Genomic DNA, 18689 nt, shown 5'->3' with positions numbered 1-18689 from the left:
AGATGACCGTCAGATCGAGCACTTCTTCCCACTCACGATGATCGGGTGAGGAGAGTCGCCTGCGCAGCCAGGAAGCGGGCCAGCCGTTCGGGTGCGGAGTAGAACGGCGAATGATCGCAGTCGAGTTCGATGCTCTCGGCGGCGCGCGCGGCGCAGGCCCGCTGTGCGTCGGGCCGTACGGCCCGGTCCGCAGCGCACACGACGTACGCACTGGGGACCCTCAGCCACGCGGGGTTGTCGAGGGACGCCTGTGGCACCCGGCTGCGCATCGGCCGCCACAGCGCTGCCGCACGTTCGGCGTACTGCGGCGCGGTGCCGGAGTAGAGCACATCCCGGGCTGCCGGCAGCAGCGTCGCCGTACCGTCGGCGGCCATCTGTACTCCCTGACGGAAGCCGGGGTCGTTCCACTGGGGGGTGAGCTGCGCGGGAGACTCACCGGGCAGCGGCATCCGCGCGGCGACGTAGACCAGGCGCCCGGCCGCGTGCCCGCCGGCCGAGACCGGCAAGCCACCGTAGCTGTGCGCGACCAGCAGTACGGGGCCCTGCCGTGCCGCCTCCTCTACGGCGGAGCGCACCGTCTCGGTGTCGTCGGCGAGAGAGGTGAGCGGGAGGTCGATGGCGCGGCTACGGACGGCGGCCTCTCTCAGCCGATCCGTCACTTCCTCCCAGCACCAGGCGCCGTGGTGGGCGCCGTGTACGAGCAGGACGACCGGCTCGCGCGCGGGCGGCTCGGTCACCGGCGGCGGTTCTCGGAGTGCGGGTCGGGGGCGACAGGGCGGTTGTTCAGGTCGACGGAGAGAAAGATGTCGTTGCCGACCGGGTTCCGCATCTCCTCGGCCAGCTGGCCGATCAGCCCGGCGGTGCGAGCCAGTAGCGCGAAGCCGCGCAGCAACGGGATAGGCAGGTCGAGGTCCGCCAGGGCGGCCCCGCAGACCCCGGCGCCGTTGAGCGGCAGGGTTTTGCCCAGCACCTGCGGGTGGGTCCGGCCGATCGCGGCGAACAGCGACAGGTGGGGGCCGAACTGCTTCTCCTCCGCAGCGATCTCCATCAGCCTGGGGGTACGCGGATCGCCGTCCTTGTGAACGTGGTGGCCCAGGCCGGGCACGAACCGCCCGGCCGCCCGCTGTTCACGTACGGTCGTGAGCGCCAGAGCGTCCCAGTCCGCCTCGCGGGACGGAAGCGGGCCCGGATGGCGCTCCAGGACCTCGTGCAGGAAGGTTCCGGTGTCCTCGGTGACGCCGAGGAAGCGCGAGCCACCGCCCAGCAGACCCGCGGCGAGCGCACCCTGCACCGAGTCCGGCGCCGACAGGTAGGTGAGACGGGTGACGATCGCGGTCGGGGTGAAGCCGTGGTCGGCGAGCGCGGCCAGCACTGCTTCGAAAACCCTTACCTGCCCGGGGGTGGGGCGGCGCTGGGTGGCGAGCCAGTAGGCGAGCTCGCCGAAACCCACCTCACCCATGACGTCGCGGGCGAGGTCATGGCCGAGCAGCGTGATCGAGGTGCGGTCGGCTGCGCCCAGCGCTGTGGGATAGGACGGCTGATCAGTCACGGGAGGCCTCCGACATGGCGTGTGCGTCCCGTGGTGCGGCGAGCCACTTGCGCAGCTCCGGGCCGTGCTCGTCGAGTTCGGGGGGCGGGAGTTCGTAGCGGGCCGGGGTGTCGGAGAAGGTGATGGGATGCCGCACCATGGGCACGGACCGCTCGCCCTCACCGACCTGGACCACCGGGTCGAGTTCGAAGCGTTCGGCCATGGCGAAGCCGCCGTCGATCGTGTTGATGGGCCCGGCCGGCACCCCGGCCGCTACGAGGGCCTCGAACCACTCGGTCGCACCGCGGGTGGCCAGCCGTTCGACCAGCAGTGGCCGCAGCTCCGCACGGCGGGCGGTGCGGTCCTTGTTGTGCGCGAACCGCGGGTCGTCGGCCGTCTCGGGGATGCCGAGGACCTCGCACAGGCGCCGGAACTGCCCGTCGTTGGCGGCTGCGACGATCAGGTCACGGTCCGCGGTGGGGAGGGGCTCGTAGGGGAAGACGCTGGGGTGGGCGTTGCCCATTCGGTAGGGAACCGTGCCTCCGGCCACGTAGGCGGAGCTGTGGTTGACCAGGCCGGACAGCGCGGAGGAGAGCAGGTTGACCTCGACGTGCTGACCGCGGCCGGTCGCGTCGCGGTGCCGCAGCGCCGCGAGGATGCCGATGGTCGCATGGTTGCCGGCCATCACGTCGAATACCGAGATGCCGGCCCGGTAGGGCTCGCCCTCCGGGTCTCCGGTCAGACTCATCAGGCCGGAGATCGCCTGCACCATGAGGTCGTAGCCGGGTACGTGGCGGCCGGCGCCGGGCCCGAAGCCACTGATCGAGGCGTAGACCACGCCGGGGTTCGCCGCCACGACGCTGTCGAAGTCCAGGCCGAACTTGGCCAGTGAGCCGGGCTTGAAGTTCTCGATCACGACGTCCGCCCGGTGCGCCAGCTCACGCGCCGCCGTGGCGTCCGTCTCGTCGCGCAGGTCCAGGGCGATGGAGCGCTTGTTCCGGTTGACCCCGAGGTAGTAGGTGGACGTCTCGCCGCGGGTCGGCGGCACCCACGTGCGGGTCTCGTCACCGCCGGGCGACTCGACCTTGACCACCTCGGCTCCGAGATCGGCCAGCAGCATGGTCGCGTACGGGCCTGCCAACACCCGGGAGAAGTCGGCCACCAGCACCCCGGACAACGGCCCGCCGCCCTGGCCCGGTGCTGCTGACCGTGTGGGTATCTCCATGGAACCGTCCCTTCACGACCGTACAGCGGACACTTGTCCGTTGATCGTCGATTGTTGCACGCCGGGTCCCTCCCGGCGAGAGCCGGGAGGGATTTCACCGGCCGGCCGGCGCCGACGCACGGTCCGGGCGGGGGCGGCGATCAGGACCGGGAGCCCGCCACGGAATGCGGGACGGCGGCCAACCGGGCGAAGTCGCAACTGATCTCGCCCGCCGCCTGCAGCAGGAGCGGCAGGTGTTCGTCCAGCAGCGTCCGCACCGAGGTCTCGGCGGCATGGGCGTTGACGTTCACGGCCGCGATCACCCGGCCCTCGCCGTCGCGCAGCGGCACCGCGACCGAGCGGATGCCCAACGCCAGGTCCTCGTCGGCCAGCGCCCAGCCCCGGGCCCGCACCTCGCGCAGGACGGCATCCCGCTCCTCGTGGCCCGGCTGCCACAGAGGAGTGAGCCCGGAACGGGTCGGCTCCGTCAGAACCCTCTCCAGCCGCTCCGGCTCCAGCGCCGCCAGCAGCACCTTGCCCAGCGAGGTCTGCAGCGCCGGGAAGCGGGTGCCGATCTGCACCGCGAGCGTCACGATCTTCGGCACCGCCACCCGCGCGACGTACACGATGTCACTGCCGTCGAGCTGCGCGATCGAGCAGGATTCGCGCGTCCGGGCCACCAGCTGCTCCATGTGCGGTCGGGCGACGTCCCACAGCCCCAGGGAGTGGGCATACGCCATGCCGAGGTCGAGCACGCGGGGGGTCAGCGCGAATCCCTTGTCCGAGGTGCGGACATAGCCGAGCTCCTCGAGCGTCAACAGGATCCGCCGCACCGTCGGCCGGGCCAGACCGGTCGCCGCCGCCACCTCCGACAGCGACATCACCGGCTGCCGGGGGCCGAAGGCAGTGATCACGTCCAGTCCCCGGGCCAGCGCTTCGATGAAATCCGGTCCGGTACCCGTGCGCGCCATACGCTGCGCCTCCCACCTGCTCGACTGCTGGTCGCCCCAGGTTACTGCCGCTTGTCCGCAGCCCGGCACACCTTCCGCTCGGAGGCAGACCTCCCGCAATCCGGGCGCTCAACGACCTTGACGCATGGGGCTCCAAGCGAGAATTATCGAGCAGTACTCGCACAGCGGACAAGTGTCCGCTGATTCCAATGACCTCCGAGTCATGGAAACTCAAAGGAGAGTCGACGATGACCCAGGCTTCCACCGCGACCCCGACCCCGTCCGAACCTGTTGCTGCGGCCCTGCCCTCGCGGCTGCACCACAACGCCTACGTCACCCGCGACCAGGAGGCCACCCGGGCTTTCTACGAGGACATCGTCGGCCTGCCTCTCGTCGCGACCTGGAAGGAGTCCGACGAACTCTTCGGCGCGGTACGCACGTACTGCCACACCTTCTACGGCCTGGGCGACGGCAGTGCACTCGCCTTCTTCCAGTTCGCCGATCCCGAGGACCAGAAGCAGTTCGGCCCTCTGATGCCGCACTCGCCGTTCCAGCACATCGCGCTCAAGGTCACCGAGGCAGTGCAGACCGCCATCACCGAACGGCTCGAGAAGGCCGCCTGGCGGCCCGACGACACCTACGTACTGGAGCACGGCTACTGCCGCTCCCTCTACACCACCGACCCCAACGGCCTGCTGCTCGAATTCACCCTGGACGCGCCGGGCATCGAGACCAGCGACGCGCAACGCCGCGACACCGCCCGCACCGAGCTCGCCTCCTGGCTCGCGGGCGACCACGTCAGCAACAACACCTACCGCTGACCGGTATCCCGCACTCACCTGTTCACGGGGTAGGGACCCGGTTCGCCGCCCACCGGGTCGCGATCTGGATGCGGCGGCTGAAGGGCGAGCAAGGCGACCAGGAGCAGCCCACGCCCCGACTCGCCGTCCCGTTCCCCCTCCCCGTCCGGTGCCTGTTCGGGCAGTCGGTCGCCCCGGGCGTCCGTGACCTCGATCCGCAGGGTGCCGGCCGTGAGGGTCAGGGCGAGACGGGCATCGCGGCCCCGGACACGGCCGTGCGCCGCGGCGTTCGCGGTCAGTTCCGCGATGACGAGCGAGGCGGTGGCCGCCGCGTACGGGACTCCAAGGAACAGGGCGGTCCGCGGCTCGCGTTCGTTCGCGCAGGGCGCGTGGGCCCGGTTCCTCACCGACCTCGGGCGGGACGGGTTCTGACCGTCCCGCCCGAACCCCGGACGGGGCTCAGGGCCTGCCTGGTGCCGGTCGGTCAGTTGGTCGCCCGAGGCACCGGCGTCCCCGGCAGGTCCTCCGGCAGGAGCATCCGCAGGTCGTCCAGGCTGGGGGCCGGGAGGGCGCCGATGCGGCCCGCCTGGCGGGTCATCATCGTTTCCAGGATCTGGCGGGCCGTGCGGGCGTTGCCGAAGGAGCGGTCCCGGGGGAGGGCGTCCACGTAGGTGTGGAGGTACGCCAGGGCTTCCGGGGTGCAGTCGTAGCCGTAGCCGGTGGCGGTGCGGGCGAGGATGTCGAGGAGTTCTTCGGTGGTGTAGTTCTCGAACTCCACGGTCCGGGAGAAGCGGGAGGCCAGGCCCGGGTTGGAGGCGAGGAAGCGGGCCATTTCGTGCGTGTAGCCGGCGGCTATGACGACGACCTCGTCCCGGTGGTCCTCCATGAGTTTCAGGAGGGTGTCCACCGCCTCCCGGCCGAAGTCGGAGGTGGCGCCCTCGGGGGTGAGCGTGTACGCCTCGTCGATGAACAGGACGCCGCCCAGGGCCTGTTCGAACGCGTCCTTGGTGAGCTGCGCGGTGTGGCCCACGTAGCGGCCCACCAGGTCGGCGCGGGCCACCTCGACGAGCTGGCCCTTGGGCAGGACGCCGAGGGAGCGCAGCAGGTCGGCGTAGAGGCGGGCGACGGTGGTCTTGCCGGTGCCGGGTGGGCCCGAGAAGATCAGGTGCTGGCTGATCTTGGGGGTGGGGAGGCCGGCCGCCTGTCGTTGGCGGGTGGCGGTGAGGAGGTTGACCAGGGCGGTCACCTCGTTCTTGACCGCGGTCAGGCCGACCATGGCGTGCAGGTCGGCGAGGAGTTCCTCCGAGGCGGGGCCGCCGGCGGAACTGGCTGCCGAGTCGTCCGCGACATCCTCGGGCAGGAGGAGGGTCAGGTCGCTCTCGGCCGGGTTCGGCATGCTGCTGAGGCGGTGCGCCTGGCGGTCGATCATCTCCTCGAACACCTTGCGGGCGGCGCGGCCGTTGCCGAACGTGGCGTCCCGCGTCATCCGTTCGTAGTGCAGGGCGAGCGCGTCCAGGGTGCTGGGATGCAGTTCGTAGCGGTGGCCCGCGCACATGTTCTCGGTGATGGTCACCAGCTCCGCGGCCGAGTAGTTGGCGAACTCCACGGTCCGGGTGAAACGGGAGGCGAGGCCCGGGTTGGAGGAGAGGAAGGCGCCCATCTCGTCGGTGTAGCCGGCGGCAATGACCACGACCTCGTCCCGGTGGTCCTCCATCAGCTTCAGCAGGGTGTCGATCGCCTCCCGCCCGAAGTCGGCACCGGAGCCCTTGCTGTCGGACATGAGGGTGTACGCCTCGTCGACGAACAGCACACCGCCGAGGGCGTCGTTGAACGCCTCCATGGTCTTGATCGCCGTACCGCCGATGACCTGGGCGACGAGATCGGCGCGGGAGACCTCGACGAGGTGCCCGGAGCGCAGCACGCCCAGTTCCGCGAGGATGCCGCCGTAGAGGCGGGCCACGGTGGTCTTGCCGGTGCCGGGCGGGCCCGAGAAGACCAGGTGGCGGCTCATCGGCGGGACGGGCATGCCGAGTTGGGCGCGGCGCTGGGAGAGCTGGTTGAGGTTGACGAGCGTCCGTACCTGGTGCTTGACGTCGGCGAGGCCGACCAGGGACTCCAGTTCCGCCAGCGGGCCTTGCGGGGAGGCCTTGCCCTTCTCCCCGGCCGCCGAGGCCGCCGCGACGTCGGGGGGAAGCGTGTCGCCCCAGGCGTCCGGTGTGGCGTTGCCCGCGCTGTTCAGGTCCTCCACCGTGAGCCGCTCGTTGGCCCGGGACTGCCTGAGGCCGGCGCCCCGGTTGTCTCGTACGGTGCAGCCGGTCATGGTGACCGGCTCGGAGCTGTCGATCCGGACGCCGTCGCCGGCGCTGCCGGTGATCTGGCAGTTGGTGAGGGTGGCCCGGCCGCCGTTCGACACCAGCACGCCGTGTGCGCCGGCGTCCGTGACGTGGGTGCGCAGGACGGTCAGTTCGCCGCCGTTCTCGACGACGAGGCCGGACGCGCTGCCGGACTCCACACGGCAGTCGCGGAGGGTGCCGATGCCCTCCGTGCCCACGGAGACGGTGGAGTCGGTGGCCTCGCGCAGGACCGTGTCGCGTACTTCGGGCCTGCCGCCCGAGGCGATCCGGAGCGCTGCGCCGCCCGCCCGGTCGATCTCGCTGTGCTCCAGCCGCCCGCGGCCGTCCTCGACGACCTCGACGCCGTGGCCGCCGGTACCGCTGATCCGGGCGCGGAGCACGAGCGGGTTGGCGCCGGTACGGATGCGGATGCCGACAGCGGCGGCGTCCGAGACCACCAGCCCGTCGAACTCCGGCGACGACTCGTCCTCCAGCAGTACGGCGCAGTTCTTGTCGGCGCAGTCGCGCACCGCCGTGCCGGTGAGGGTGGGCGCGCTGGAGCCGATCACCCGGATCGCGGGCGCGGCGGCCTGGTCGAACTCGCAGTCCCGGAAGGTGCCACGGGAGCGTTCGGTGACAGCGAGGCCGCTGCCCTTGGTGCGGGCGGTGCGGCAGCGCACCAGTTCGGGGTCGGCGCTGTCGGCGAGCATGATGCCGGGGCCGGTGGTGTCGAGGACGGTGACCTGTTCCAGGACCGGGCGGGAGCTGCTGGTGATGTAGACGCCGACCGAGGTGTCGTGCACGGTGGTGCGGACGATCCGGGTGCCGCTGCTGCCCTCCAGGGCGATGGCGGGCTTGTCGGTGGCGGAGATGTCGCAGTCCTCCACCAGACCCTGTGCGGTGCCGCTGGCCAGTACGCCGTTGGCGCGGGCGTCCCGCAGCCGGCAGTCCCGTACGGTCGTACGGGCGTCCTCGCCGATGACGACGGAGGACGTGCCGGTGTTCTCGATGAGGCAGCCCTCGATGACGCTGCCGGTGGACGCGGCGTCCACGACGCCGGCGCCCTTCGGGTTGCTGACCCGGCAGTCGCGCATGGCCAGGGAGCCGGATTCGCGGGCCAGTACGGCGGTCCAGCCCGAGCCGACGACCGTGCAGCCGTCCATGGCGACCTGGCCGCGGGGCGCGTCGACCGCCGGCAGGTCCTCGCTGCCGCCGCGCAGCGTCAGGTCGGTGAGCATCACCGCGTCGGCGACCAGGATGACCGCGGTGCCCCGGCGCGGGCAGATCTCGACGCTGCCCGGATCGCCGTCGGCGGCGATGGTGACGCGTGTCCTGACGGTCAGGTTCTCGGCGTAGCGGCCGGGCCGCACCCGGATCACCGCTCCGGTGCGTGCCTTCTCCAGGGCCTCACCGATCGTCCGGAAGCTGTCCGGTTGGTCCGGGCTGACCCTGAGCAACTGCCGTGACACGCGTCGATCCTCCTCGTTGTGGTGCCGCCGCCGTGCGACTCCCCTCCCGGGTACAGGTCGCCGGGTAAGGGTCGTACGGACGTGCGCACGCGGTGAAGGCTACGGGACCGGGGTCGCCATCTTCCAGGAGAGGCTGGGGAGTTCATGTCCCGCCCCGTGCGTTTCGCTCTCGTCCGGGGCGCCTAGGATCGCGTCATGCGTGCTGCTCGTACTCAGTGCTACCGGGGGGCCGGTGCTGCCGCCGCCCTGCTCGTGGCCCTGTCGGCCGCCGTTCCCGCGGTCGCCGACTCCGTGAAGCTGCCCGCGGTGCGGTCCGTGCTGGGGGCTGATGAGCCCTGTGTGGCCGCCTCCGCCGCACACGCCGGTGGCACGCCGTGGGCGCTGGCGGCGCTGGGGCACGCACGGTCCCTGACGCTCTCCCGGGGCGCCGGGGTGACCGTCGCGGTGGTGGACACCGGGGTGAGCACGACCGCCTCCGGGCTGGCCGGGCGGGTGACCGCGCTCGACGGCGCGGGTGAGGACTGCGTGGGGCACGGCACGTTCGCGGCCGGTCTGATCGCCGCGGCGGGGACGGCGGACGGTGGCCCTGCCGGGCTGGCGCCGCAGGCCCGGATCCTGGCCGTGCGGGGCACGGACGAGCGCGGCGGCCCCTCGGCGGCCCTGGTCGCCGAGGGGATACGGAAGGCCGCCGACGCCGGAGCCTCGGTCATCTACGTCGGGGTGGCGCTCGCGGACGGCAAGGCGCAGCTGACGGACGCGGTCGCGTACGCGAGCCGCAAGGACGCCCTCGTCGTCGCGCCGCTCGCCCCCGACGCGCTGCCCAAGGACCGGGCCACCGGGAACCTCGTGCCGGCGGAGCCCTGGTACTGGCCCGCCGCGGCGCCCGGGGTGCTGGCCGTGACCGACTACGGTCCCGACGGCGGGCGGCCCGACAACGCGCCGGTGGTCCCCGGAGCCGACCTCGCCGCGCCCGGCGACTCCGTGGTCGGCCTCGGGCCCCGGGGGGACGGGCACTTCATCGGCTCCGGTGCCTCGCTCGCCGCCGCGCATACGGCGGGGGCGGCGGCGCTGGTGCGGGCGCGGCATCCGGAGATGTCCGCGGCGGAGGTGTCCCGGCAGCTGACGGAGGCCGCGTATCCGGCCGCGCCGCCGCGGCTGGATCCCTACGCGGCGCTCACCGCCGTCATGGCGGAGAAGCCGGGGGCCATGCCCCGCCCGGCGAAGGCCGTGGTCCCCGCGGCGGTGTCGCAGGAACCGCGGCGGCGGGCGTTCGTGGTGGCGGCGGCGGGGGGCGGGGTGCTGCTGCTGGTGGCCGCCCTGGCGGTGATCGTGCCACGGGGCCGATCCCGAGGCTGGCGCCCGGCCTCCTGACCCGACGCCCTGTCGGCTGACCCACTCAGGCCTCGGTCGCCCGTCGGGCCCGAGTGGTCCCGGGTGGTCCCGGGTGGTCCCAGGTGGTGACGGGAACGGCCACTGTCAGCTCACCGAGGGCGTTACGGACCGGATGTACGGGCCGGTCGAGTCGCCGCTGCCCCTGCCCCTGCCCCTGCCTGGACGATCCCCAAGTCCCGTACGGACGGGGGTGGGTGCCGTCCGCCGGAGCGGTCCAGCCACGCCCGGCCGTCCGGCACTCGCGGTCGACGAAGGGCGCCCCTCGTCGAGGGGCGCCCTTCGCGCGGGTTCACTCCCCCGCGTCCTCCAGCACCGTCGTCTGCACCTGTGTCGTCTTGCGCCGTGTCACCAGGGTTCCCCTGCCCGGGGGGAGGTTGCGGCCCTTCAGGGAGCCGATGACGAAGCCCTCCGACGGGGGGCAGGACAGGAGGAGGGTCGGGGTGTTGACCTCCAGGAGGCGGCGGATGAGGGCCTCGCCCATGCCTCGGCCCGCGCCTGCCGCCGAGCGGGAGACGATCAGGTGGATGCCGACCTCCCAGCCGAGGGCGAGGTGGTTGATAAGGGGGTCGAAGGGGGCGTTCATGGGGCCGGTGCCGACCATGTCGTAGTCGTCGACCAGGATGAACAGCCGGGGGCCGTTCCACCAGTCGGCCTTGCGCATCCGGGCCGGTGTGATGTCCTGGCCGGGCAGCCTGGAGGTGACCGCGCGGGCCGCGCCCGCGACCAGGTCCTTGAGGGCGTCGATGGAGACGGCGTGGCCGAGGCGGTACTCGTCGGGGACGGCCTCGACCAGTTCGCGCCGGTAGTCGACGACCATGATGCGGGCCTCGGCGGGCGAGTAGCGGTTCATGATGGCCTGGGCCGCCACCCGCAGCAGGTTGGTCTTGCCGCTCTCCGTGTCGCCGACGACGACCATGTGCGGGGTCTCGGAGAAGTCGTGCCACACGGTGGACAGTTCCTGCTCCTCCAGACCGATCGGCATCCGGAAGCCGCCCGCGGGCGCGTCGGGGGCGGGCAGTGCGGCGACCGGCAGTCTCGTCGGCAGCATCCGGACCGCCGGGGCGGCCGGGCCGAACCAGCTCTCCCTGACCGCCTCGACCAGCTCGGCGACCCCCTCGGTGAGGTCCTCCGCCGACTCCACCCCGTCGATCCGGGGCAGCGCGGTGAGGTAGTGCAGCTTGGCGTCCCGGGTCAGACCCCGGCCGGGCAGCCGGGGCACGGTCGAGGCGCGCCGCATGTCGATCTCGGAGTCCATCGGGTCACCCATCCTGAGCTCCAGATGGGTGGCGGCCTGGTCACGGATGGCCGAGGTCAGCTCCACCCAGCGGGAGGTGGTGACGATCAGGTGGATGCCGTAGTTGAGGCCGCGTGCCGCGATCGAGCCGAAGGTCTGGATGTACCGGTCGAAGTCCTGGCGCACCGTGGACCAGCCGTCGATGACCAGGAACACGTCGCCGTGCTGCTCGTCGGGGAACTCCCCGGCGGCCCGGCGGCGCCGGAACGTCGCCATGGAGTCGATGCCCTCGTCGAGGAAGAAGCGTTCCCGTGCCGCCAGCAGTGAGGTGACCTCGGCGACGGTCCGGCTGACCCGCTCGGTGTCCAGACGGGCAGCGACGCCGCTCATATGGGGCAGCCCGGCCAGGCCGGCGAGTGTTCCACCGCCGAAGTCGAGGCAGTAGAACTGCACTTCGCGCGGGGTGTGGGTGAGCGCGAGCGAGGTCAGGAGGGTACGGACCATGGTCGACTTGCCGCTCTGCGGGCCGCCCGCGATGGCGATGTGGCCGCCGGCCCCGGAGACGTCGACGGTGAGCAGGTCGCGCAGCTGGTCGAAGGGGCGGTCGACGATGCCGATGGGGATGGTGAGCTTGCCGCGGCCCGCCCAGCCGACGGCGGTGAGTCCCAGCTCGGGGTCCGGGGTGAGCGGCGGCAGCACCTGGTCGAGGGTGGCCGGCAGATCCAGCGGGGGCAGCCACACCTGGTGGGCCGGGGGGCCCGCGTCGCGCAGCCGTTCCACGGCCACGGACAGCAGCGTGTCGCCGGTCTCCTCCGCCTCGGCGGTCGGATCGGGTGCGAGGGCGGGCAGTTGCCGGGGCACGACATAGCTCGTGGTCCACGGCACGGTCTGGCTGGCCACCCGTACCTGGTGGGCGCCCCCGCCCCGCTTCTCGTACGGGCCGGAGACGTACGCGGCACGGAAGCGGGTGAGCTCCTCCACACCGGACTTGAGGAAGCCGCTGCCGGGCTGCGGCGGCAACTGGTAGGCGTCGGGCACCCCGAGGACTCCGCGGCTCTCCATCGCGGAGAAGGTCCGCAGACCGACCCGGTAGGAGAGGTGGCTCTCCAGGGCGTGCATCCGGCCCTCGTCGAGGCGCTGCGAGGCGAGCAGCAGGTGGACGCCGAGGGAGCGTCCGAGCCGGCCGATCATCACGAACAGTTCCATGAACTCGCGGTGTGCGGCGAGCAGTTCGCTGAACTCGTCGACGACCACGAACAGGCTGGGCAGCGGCTGCAGCGGGACTCCGGAGGCACGCGCCTTCTCGTAGTCGAGTGCCGAGGTGTAGTTGCCCGCGGCCCGCAGCAGTTCCTGACGGCGCATCAACTCGCCGTGCAGGGCGTCCTGCATCCGGGAGACCAGCGCGGCCTCGCCGGCCAGGTTGGTGATCACGGCGGAGGTGTGCGGGAGTTCGTCGAGTCCGAGGAAGGTGGCGCCGCCCTTGAAGTCGACGAGGACGAAGTTCAGTGTCTCCGAGGAGTTGGTGAGGGCGAGGGAGAGCACGAGGGTGCGCAGCAGTTCGCTCTTGCCGGAGCCGGTGGCGCCGATGAGCATGCCGTGCGGTCCGGTGCCGCCCTGCGCGGACTCCTTGATGTCGAGCTCGACCGGCTGGCCGTCGACGCCGACGGCGATGGGCACCCGCAGCCGGCCGGCTCCGGTGTGCTGCTGCCACAGCCTGGCGGGTTCGTGCCGGTGCAGGTCGGGAATGCCCAGCAGGGCGGTCAGTTCGAGGTTCATGGACAGCGGTTCCGCGGCGTCCGCGCCGGTGCCCAGACCCATGCGGTACGGGGCGATCCGGCGGGCCAGGGCCGTCGCGCCGACCACGCCGAGGCCGTCGGGGCGGCCCAGCACGGTGGTCTGTTCCTTGCGGTCCCGGTCGGTGCGCACCAGCCCGAAGGTGTCCTTGGTGACGTCGAAGCGGAGCGTGACCCGGCCGGGCCGCCAGGCGAGCGCGCCGGACAGGTCCAGTACGACGGTGTTGCGGAAGCCGGGTCCCTCCAGCCGGTGTCCGGTCGGTACGGTGACGCCGTCCACGACGATCACGGTGAACGGCTCCTCCCGGCCGGGCACGGCGTCCGGGTCGAACTGGGGCCGCTCCTCGAACTCGGCGCCGAGGGAGTCCATCAGCTCCCCGAAGGCCGAGAACGTCATCCGGGCGGGTCCGGCGCCGTCGGTGTCGTGCGGGTGCAGGGCGTGCGGGAGCCACTTGGTCCACTCCCAGTCCGCGCGCCGTTCGTCGGACACGCACAGGGCGATCCACAGGTCGTCCGGCGAGTGGAAGGTGGCCAGTTGGGCGAGGACGGCGCGGGCCACGGTGCGGATGCGGTCCTCGTCGCCCCGGAACAGCACCCGGGCCCAGGCCCGCAGGTAGATCGCGATGGGCTGCCCGGGCACGGTCGCGTAGGCGCGGATGAAGCTGCGCAGGGCGTGCGCGGCGAGCGGTTCGAGGTCCTCGACGGGGCTGGTGGACGTCGGCGTGAGCTTCAGGCCGAGTTTCTGTTCGCCGACGGCCACCCGGACCTCGCCGAAGTCCTCGTCGCGGGGGCGGCGTTCCCACAGCCGGGTGGTGCCCACCATCGACCAGAGGGCGGCGGGTTCGGGGTGCCGCCAGGCCAGCGCCCGCTGCTGGTCGACGACGGCGCCGCGTACCTTGCGCCGGATCTGGCCGAGATAGCGCAGATAGTCGCGCCGTTCGCCCTTGAGCCGCTGTTTGCGTTCGCTGCTGCGGCGCATCGCCTGGCCGACGATCATCGCCGCGGCGGCGACCACCATCACCCCCAGGGCGAGATAGATGAATCCGCCGCTGCCGCGGGTCATACCGGGCCGCATGAACATGAACATCATGGACACGGACATCATCGCCATGGGGAGGTACGTCCACACGGCTGAGGAGTCGGGCACCACCTCGGGGAGCGCGGGCGGCTCCTGAAGGTTCAGCTCCCCGTCGGGCATCTCCGGGCCTCGGCGCCGGGCCGGGCGACGGAACAGGACCACACTCAAGGAGCTTCTCCTTACGAGGACTTGCGAGAACAACGTGCGAGGACTGCGAGGTACGGGGCTCGTGGGGCGGGCGGAGCCCGGGCGGGACGGCGCCGGAGGACGGCCGGCGGGGGGCCTGTGGCGACTGTCGTCCCGGTGGCGACTGAAGCCCGCGGTGCATCTGATACTACGATCGTCATGTCGAACGCCAACGACCGGTCCTTCAAGGTGAGTTCACAACCTCGCAAACAGGACCGGCCGGGCGTGACGTTCGGTGGGGCGTCGTCCGGCGTTCCCGTCCAGGACACGGAAAGCACCTTCAGAGAAGCGTGAGCAAGCCCGATGACTGACACACAGATGGCGGAGCTGTGCCGACTGACGGTACGAGCCCCGGCCAAGACCATGGATCTGGCCGTGCCCGCCGACGTGCCCGTCGCCGATCTGCTGCCCGCGGTCCTCGGCTACGGCGGCGACGATCTCGAGGAAGCCGGGATCGACCACGGCGGCTGGGTGCTCCAGCGGCTCGGCGGCGAGCCGCTGGACGAGGAACGCACCCTCGACTCGTACGGCCTCAGGGACGGCGAGACGCTCTTTCTTCGGCCCCGCGCCGAAGCGCTGCCCGAGGTCCATCTGGACGACCTGGTGGACGGCATCGCCACCACCATGCGGGAGCGCCCCTACGGCTGGAGCCCCCGGGTGAGCCGGTGGCTGCTGCTCGGGATCGCTGTCGCGGTGCTCGCGGCCGGCATGCTGCTGATCGCGCTGCCGGGCGGTTCCGCCGCGCCCCGCGCGGTGTTCGCCATGGCGGCCGGGCTGCTGCTGCTCGCGGGTGCCGGCGCGGCGAGCCGGGCGGTCGGGGACGCGGGCGCCGGAGCCGCGCTGGGCTTCATGGTGGGGCCGTATCTGGCGCTGGCCGGCTGGCTGCTGCCCGGCGGGGCGCTGAAGGGCCCGGAGCTCTACGAGGTGCTGGGCTCGCGGCTGCTCGCGGCTACGGCGGCCGGGGCGGGCGGCGCGGTGCTCGCGCTGGCGGTCGTGGCCTCGTTCGCGGCGCTCTTCCTCGGCCTCACCGTGGTCTGTGTGTTCGGGGCGCTGGCGGCGGTGCTGATGCTCGCGGCGGATCTGCCGCCGGTGCATGTCGCCGGGGTGCTGGCGGTCGCGGCCGTGGTCCTCGGGGCGTTCGTGCCGACGCTGTCGTTCCGTATGTCGGGCATGCGGATGCCGCCGTTGCCCACCAACGCCCAGCAGTTGCAGGAGGGCATCGAACCGCACCCCACCGCCACGGTGGCCGCCCGCGCCGTGCTCGCCGACGGCTGGATGACCTCGCTGTACGGGGCGGTGGGCGTGGTCGCCCTGGCCTGTCTGGCCGTGCTGGCCCGGGAGGACGACCTGCCCGAGACGGTCATGGCGGTGGTGCTGTCCGTGCTGCTCCTGCTGCACGCGCGGGGCCTGGGGAACGTATGGCAGCGGCTGTCGCTGGTGGCGCCGGGGGTGGCGGGGCTGCTGGCGCTGGTCGTCGTCGCCGTTCCGCAGTCCTCGCCGGGGACGCGGCTGGTGAGCGCGGCGGGTCTGCTGGCGGCCACGGCGGGTCTCGCCATCGCCTCCTGGACCGTGCCCGGGCGGCGGCTCGTGCCGTACTGGGGGCGGATCGGCGAGGTGCTCCACTCGGCCCTGGCGATCAGTCTGCTGCCGCTCAGCCTGTGGGTGCTCGGCGTGTACGGCGCACTGCGGTCCATGAACGGCTGAGGACCCGTCCAACGACCGACGGACCGTCCAACGGCTGTCGGACCGTCCACAGCTGACGGACCGTCCACAGCTGACGGACCGTCCAACGGCTGAACCGAAAGGGAACCAAGGCTGTCATGCAGTCCAAACGTGATCAGGTCCAGGCGCACATGTTCGTCATGGGCCGGCTGACCTCGAGCATGCTGCGCGCGGACCCGGACGCCCCGGAGAGCCCGCAGGGCCGCACCAACCGGGGGGTGGTCATCGGTGTGGTGATCGCCGTGCTGATCTCGGCCGGGTCGTTCGTCCTCGGCCTGCTGAAGCCGGGCACCAAGGACTCCTGGCAGGCGACCGGGACCCTCGTGGTCAACAAGGACACCGGTTCCCGCTATCTCTATCTCGACGGCCGGCTGCGGCCGGTGCGCAACTACGCCTCGGCCCGGCTGCTGATGGGCACCGACATGAAGGTGTCCATGGTCGGCTCCGCGTCGCTGGGCGACACCCCGCACGGGGCGCCGGTCGGCATCGAGGGCGCCCCCGACGCGCTTCCCGGCGGCGGGGACCTGGACACCGGGCCGTGGCAGGTGTGCTCGGGCACCGCCTCCGGTTCGACCGGCACCACCCTCGCGGTGAGCGGGCAGACCATCGGGACGGGCCTGCCCACCACACGGGCGCTGCTGGTGAACGGCCCGGACAAGGCCGACTATCTGGTGTGGCGGGGCAGCAAACTGCTCCTGGACGACAAGTCCAACGCGCGCGAGGCCCTCGGCTACGGTTCCACTCCGCGTACGGCGGTGTCGGCGGCGTTCCTCAACTCCCTGCCGTCCGGCCCCGATCTGACCCCCCGCCCGGTGGCGGACGAGGGCGCGGCCGGACCGTCGCTGGGCGGCCGGAGCACCCGGATCGGTGAGGTGTTCCGGGTCACCGTGCCGGGCGCCGCCGAGCGTTACTACCTGCTGGAGCGCGAGGGGCTGACCCCGCTCACCGCCACCGGGGCCGCACTGGTGCTCGGCGACCCGGAGACCCGCGAGAAGGTGTACGAGGGCGGCGCGGCGCGGGTCGCGGTGCTGGGCGCGGACGCGCTGAACGGCCGACTGGCGCCGGGCGCGGGCGAGGTGGCACAGAACTCGGATCTGCCCGAGGCACCGCCGGAGGTGGTCGGCATCGACGAGGACACGACCGCCTGCGTACGGATCACGGCCGGCGCGGAGGGCCCCCGGATCAGTGTGGCCCTCGAAGCGGCGGCGGCGCTGGGCCCGGCCGCGCAGGCACCGCCGGAGGGGCTGACACCGGCGTGTCTGCCGGTCGCCCGGATCACCGTACGGCCCGGTGGCGGGGCGCTGGTGCGGGCCCTCGGGGCGGGCGGCAGCCAGGTCGGCGGCACGCTCTACCTGGTGACGGACACCGGGATGAAGTACCGGGTGGGGACGGCGAAGGCGCTGGCCGCGCTCGGTTACACGGAGGGCCAGGCACGCGGACTTCCCTCGCCGCTGCTGGCGATGCTGCCGACCGGCCCCGATCTCAGCCCGGAGGCCGCGGCGGTGGGCCTGAGCGGTACGACGGCGCCGCGCTGCGAGACCGGTCGGCTGTGAGTTGCCCAAACCGGCCGACCGGAAGGGCAAAGGTGATGTCCGTCATTGTTCGATCAACTCGCCCATGCTTACGCTCACTTGACCCACTAGAATCCCAGGAGGCGCAGATCCATGGCACCTACAGGTAAGCAGCAGTCACAGGCGGATGCCACCAGGAACGGTGTCACCGCGCTGGAGCAGGCCTTCTCGGGTGTTCAGCGATGCCGCCAGGACGTCGAGAACATGAAGCACAACCTCTCCTCCGGCTACTCCGGCAGCGACGGCGGCGCGTTCCAGAAGCTTCTGGAGCGGTGGGACCAGCAGGCGGAGATCATCTCCAACAACCTGCAGAACATGATCGACACGCTGAACGACACGCTCAAGGCGCAGGGCCAGCAGCAGGGTTCGGCCAACTCGTCCATCCAGGAGGCGTACAGCCGGTCCGAAGCGATCTTCGAGGCTCTGCGCGGCTGACCGCGTTCCTCCGCCCCTGAAACGACCGTCTCGAGACAAGGACAGCCATGGCCGACTTCACCGACGGACTCATCTACGTCGACTACTCCCACATGAACAACGCCGCCGACGACATGGTCCACCAGACCAAGGCGATCGACAGCATCCTCACCAACCTGGACTCGGAGCTCCAGCAGCTCAAGGAGACCTGGGAGGGCGAGGACAAGGACGTGTACGGCAAGAAGCAGGAGGCGTGGAACAACGCCGTCTCCGAGATGGAGCGGATTCTCGGCGAGAACTCGGCCCTGCTGAACGAGGTGTCCGACAGCTACCAGTACAGCGAGAAGTCCCTGACGCAGCTCTGGGAGAGCGTGCGCATCGGCGGCGCCTGACCACGTGAGGGCGGCGGCACACCCACCCCGGCGGCCGTCCGCGTGCGCATCCCGCGGACGGCCGTCCCCTCGTGCCCCTCGACGCGGGGCGGGACCTGACAGACACAGGAGCAGGAGGAGCACGGCATGGCGGAGAACACTCCCACGGTCAATCTGAACAAGGCGTGGTTGCAGCGTTTCCTCGACGACGACGTCAGCTCGGTCAAGGACGAGATCAGGAAGATGGGCCTGGAGGACAAATCCCCGACGGACGGGGTGCTGGTGCCGGCGCTGGCGGACCTCATGCCGGGCGGAAAGACAGCCATCGGCTTCCTGGACGCACAGGTGAAGCCGATCGCGATCGGAACGATGGCGGCGGACGCCAGCGGCCGGACCAACGGCGGGAACATCACGGCGAAACTGAACACGCTGCTCGAGCAGGTCACCGGGATCCTCACACAGCAGGGGGAGCTCTTCGCCGAGATCGAGGACGACCTCAAGGACACCATCGAGAAGATGTTCAAGAACCAGGAGGAGAGCCTGGACAAGATCGACGGCAAGAAGTTCGTGAACTTCTTCGAGGACGTGGACAGCATCCTTTCCGAGGGCCCCGGTTCGAGCAGCGAGAACAACGACTGACCGTG

14 protein-coding genes are annotated in these 18689 nt (G+C 71.7%); 7 read left to right on the top strand and 7 right to left on the bottom strand.

Annotated features, from left to right (window positions below):
* Positions 1-32: 32 nt before the first annotated feature.
* The 4 genes from ACW4TU_RS29965 to ACW4TU_RS29950 form a co-directional block, all read right to left on the bottom strand.
* Positions 33-737 carry an alpha/beta fold hydrolase gene (locus ACW4TU_RS29965; RefSeq protein ID WP_457418102.1) on the bottom strand — a complete coding sequence of 235 codons (705 nt, stop codon included), beginning with the start codon at positions 735-737 and terminating at the stop codon, positions 33-35.
* A complete protein-coding gene (locus tag ACW4TU_RS29960) occupies positions 734-1549 on the bottom strand; it encodes a citryl-CoA lyase (RefSeq protein ID WP_457418100.1) in 816 nt (271 codons plus the stop codon). Before ACW4TU_RS29960 ends, ACW4TU_RS29965 begins: the two co-directional genes overlap by 4 nt.
* The gene (locus ACW4TU_RS29955) at positions 1542-2753 is read right to left on the bottom strand and encodes a CaiB/BaiF CoA transferase family protein (protein ID WP_457418098.1); all 1212 of its coding nucleotides are present in this window, start codon (positions 2751-2753) and stop codon (positions 1542-1544) included. The genes ACW4TU_RS29960 and ACW4TU_RS29955 overlap by 8 nt, the downstream gene beginning before the upstream one ends.
* Before the next feature lie 140 nt (positions 2754-2893).
* Positions 2894-3703 (bottom strand): IclR family transcriptional regulator domain-containing protein, encoded by an 810-nt coding sequence (locus tag ACW4TU_RS29950; RefSeq protein WP_457418096.1) that lies wholly within the window; start codon positions 3701-3703, stop codon positions 2894-2896.
* 227 nt (positions 3704-3930) lie between these two features.
* Between ACW4TU_RS29950 and ACW4TU_RS29945 the strand changes: the two genes are divergently transcribed.
* Positions 3931-4503, top strand: coding sequence for a VOC family protein (locus tag ACW4TU_RS29945; RefSeq protein WP_457418094.1), 573 nt, complete (start codon positions 3931-3933; stop codon positions 4501-4503).
* A gap of 14 nt (positions 4504-4517) precedes the next feature.
* Here the strand turns inward: ACW4TU_RS29945 and ACW4TU_RS29940 are convergent, their stop codons facing one another.
* Positions 4518-4889, bottom strand: a complete 372-nt coding sequence (locus ACW4TU_RS29940; RefSeq protein WP_457418092.1) for an ATP-binding protein — start codon at positions 4887-4889, stop codon at positions 4518-4520.
* 77 nt (positions 4890-4966) lie between these two features.
* Positions 4967-8284 carry a right-handed parallel beta-helix repeat-containing protein gene (locus tag ACW4TU_RS29935; protein WP_457418090.1) on the bottom strand — a complete coding sequence of 1106 codons (3318 nt, stop codon included), beginning with the start codon at positions 8282-8284 and terminating at the stop codon, positions 4967-4969.
* 195 nt (positions 8285-8479) lie between these two features.
* Here ACW4TU_RS29935 and ACW4TU_RS29930 point away from each other — a divergent pair, with 195 nt between their 5' ends.
* Positions 8480-9655, top strand: a complete 1176-nt coding sequence (locus ACW4TU_RS29930) for a S8 family serine peptidase (protein ID WP_457418088.1) — start codon at positions 8480-8482, stop codon at positions 9653-9655.
* 310 nt (positions 9656-9965) lie between these two features.
* Here the strand turns inward: ACW4TU_RS29930 and eccCa are convergent, their stop codons facing one another.
* Positions 9966-13943 (bottom strand): type VII secretion protein EccCa, encoded by a 3978-nt coding sequence (eccCa, locus tag ACW4TU_RS29925; protein ID WP_457430394.1) that lies wholly within the window; start codon positions 13941-13943, stop codon positions 9966-9968.
* 327 nt (positions 13944-14270) lie between these two features.
* Here eccCa and eccD point away from each other — a divergent pair, with 327 nt between their 5' ends.
* The 5 genes from eccD (at position 14271) to ACW4TU_RS29900 (ending at position 18684) form a co-directional block, all read left to right on the top strand.
* Positions 14271-15671: a type VII secretion integral membrane protein EccD gene (gene eccD, locus ACW4TU_RS29920; RefSeq protein ID WP_457418086.1), complete on the top strand. Its 1401-nt coding sequence runs from the start codon at positions 14271-14273 to the stop codon at positions 15669-15671.
* Positions 15672-15787: 116 nt separating this feature from the next.
* Positions 15788-17242 carry a type VII secretion protein EccB gene (eccB, locus tag ACW4TU_RS29915; RefSeq protein WP_457418084.1) on the top strand — a complete coding sequence of 485 codons (1455 nt, stop codon included), beginning with the start codon at positions 15788-15790 and terminating at the stop codon, positions 17240-17242.
* Positions 17243-17353: 111 nt separating this feature from the next.
* Entirely contained in the window at positions 17354-17695 is a 342-nt protein-coding gene (locus tag ACW4TU_RS29910; RefSeq protein ID WP_053747025.1) for a WXG100 family type VII secretion target, read from the top strand.
* 47 nt (positions 17696-17742) lie between these two features.
* Positions 17743-18066 (top strand): WXG100 family type VII secretion target, encoded by a 324-nt coding sequence (locus ACW4TU_RS29905; protein ID WP_457418082.1) that lies wholly within the window; start codon positions 17743-17745, stop codon positions 18064-18066.
* Positions 18067-18192: 126 nt separating this feature from the next.
* Positions 18193-18684 carry a type VII secretion system-associated protein gene (locus ACW4TU_RS29900; protein WP_457418080.1) on the top strand — a complete coding sequence of 164 codons (492 nt, stop codon included), beginning with the start codon at positions 18193-18195 and terminating at the stop codon, positions 18682-18684.
* Positions 18685-18689: the final 5 nt, after the last annotated feature.

This window comes from Streptomyces kryoterrae (genome assembly GCF_054072135.1).
Note: the sequence above shows the minus strand (reverse complement) of the source record. Positions and strands in the feature narration are given on the sequence as shown.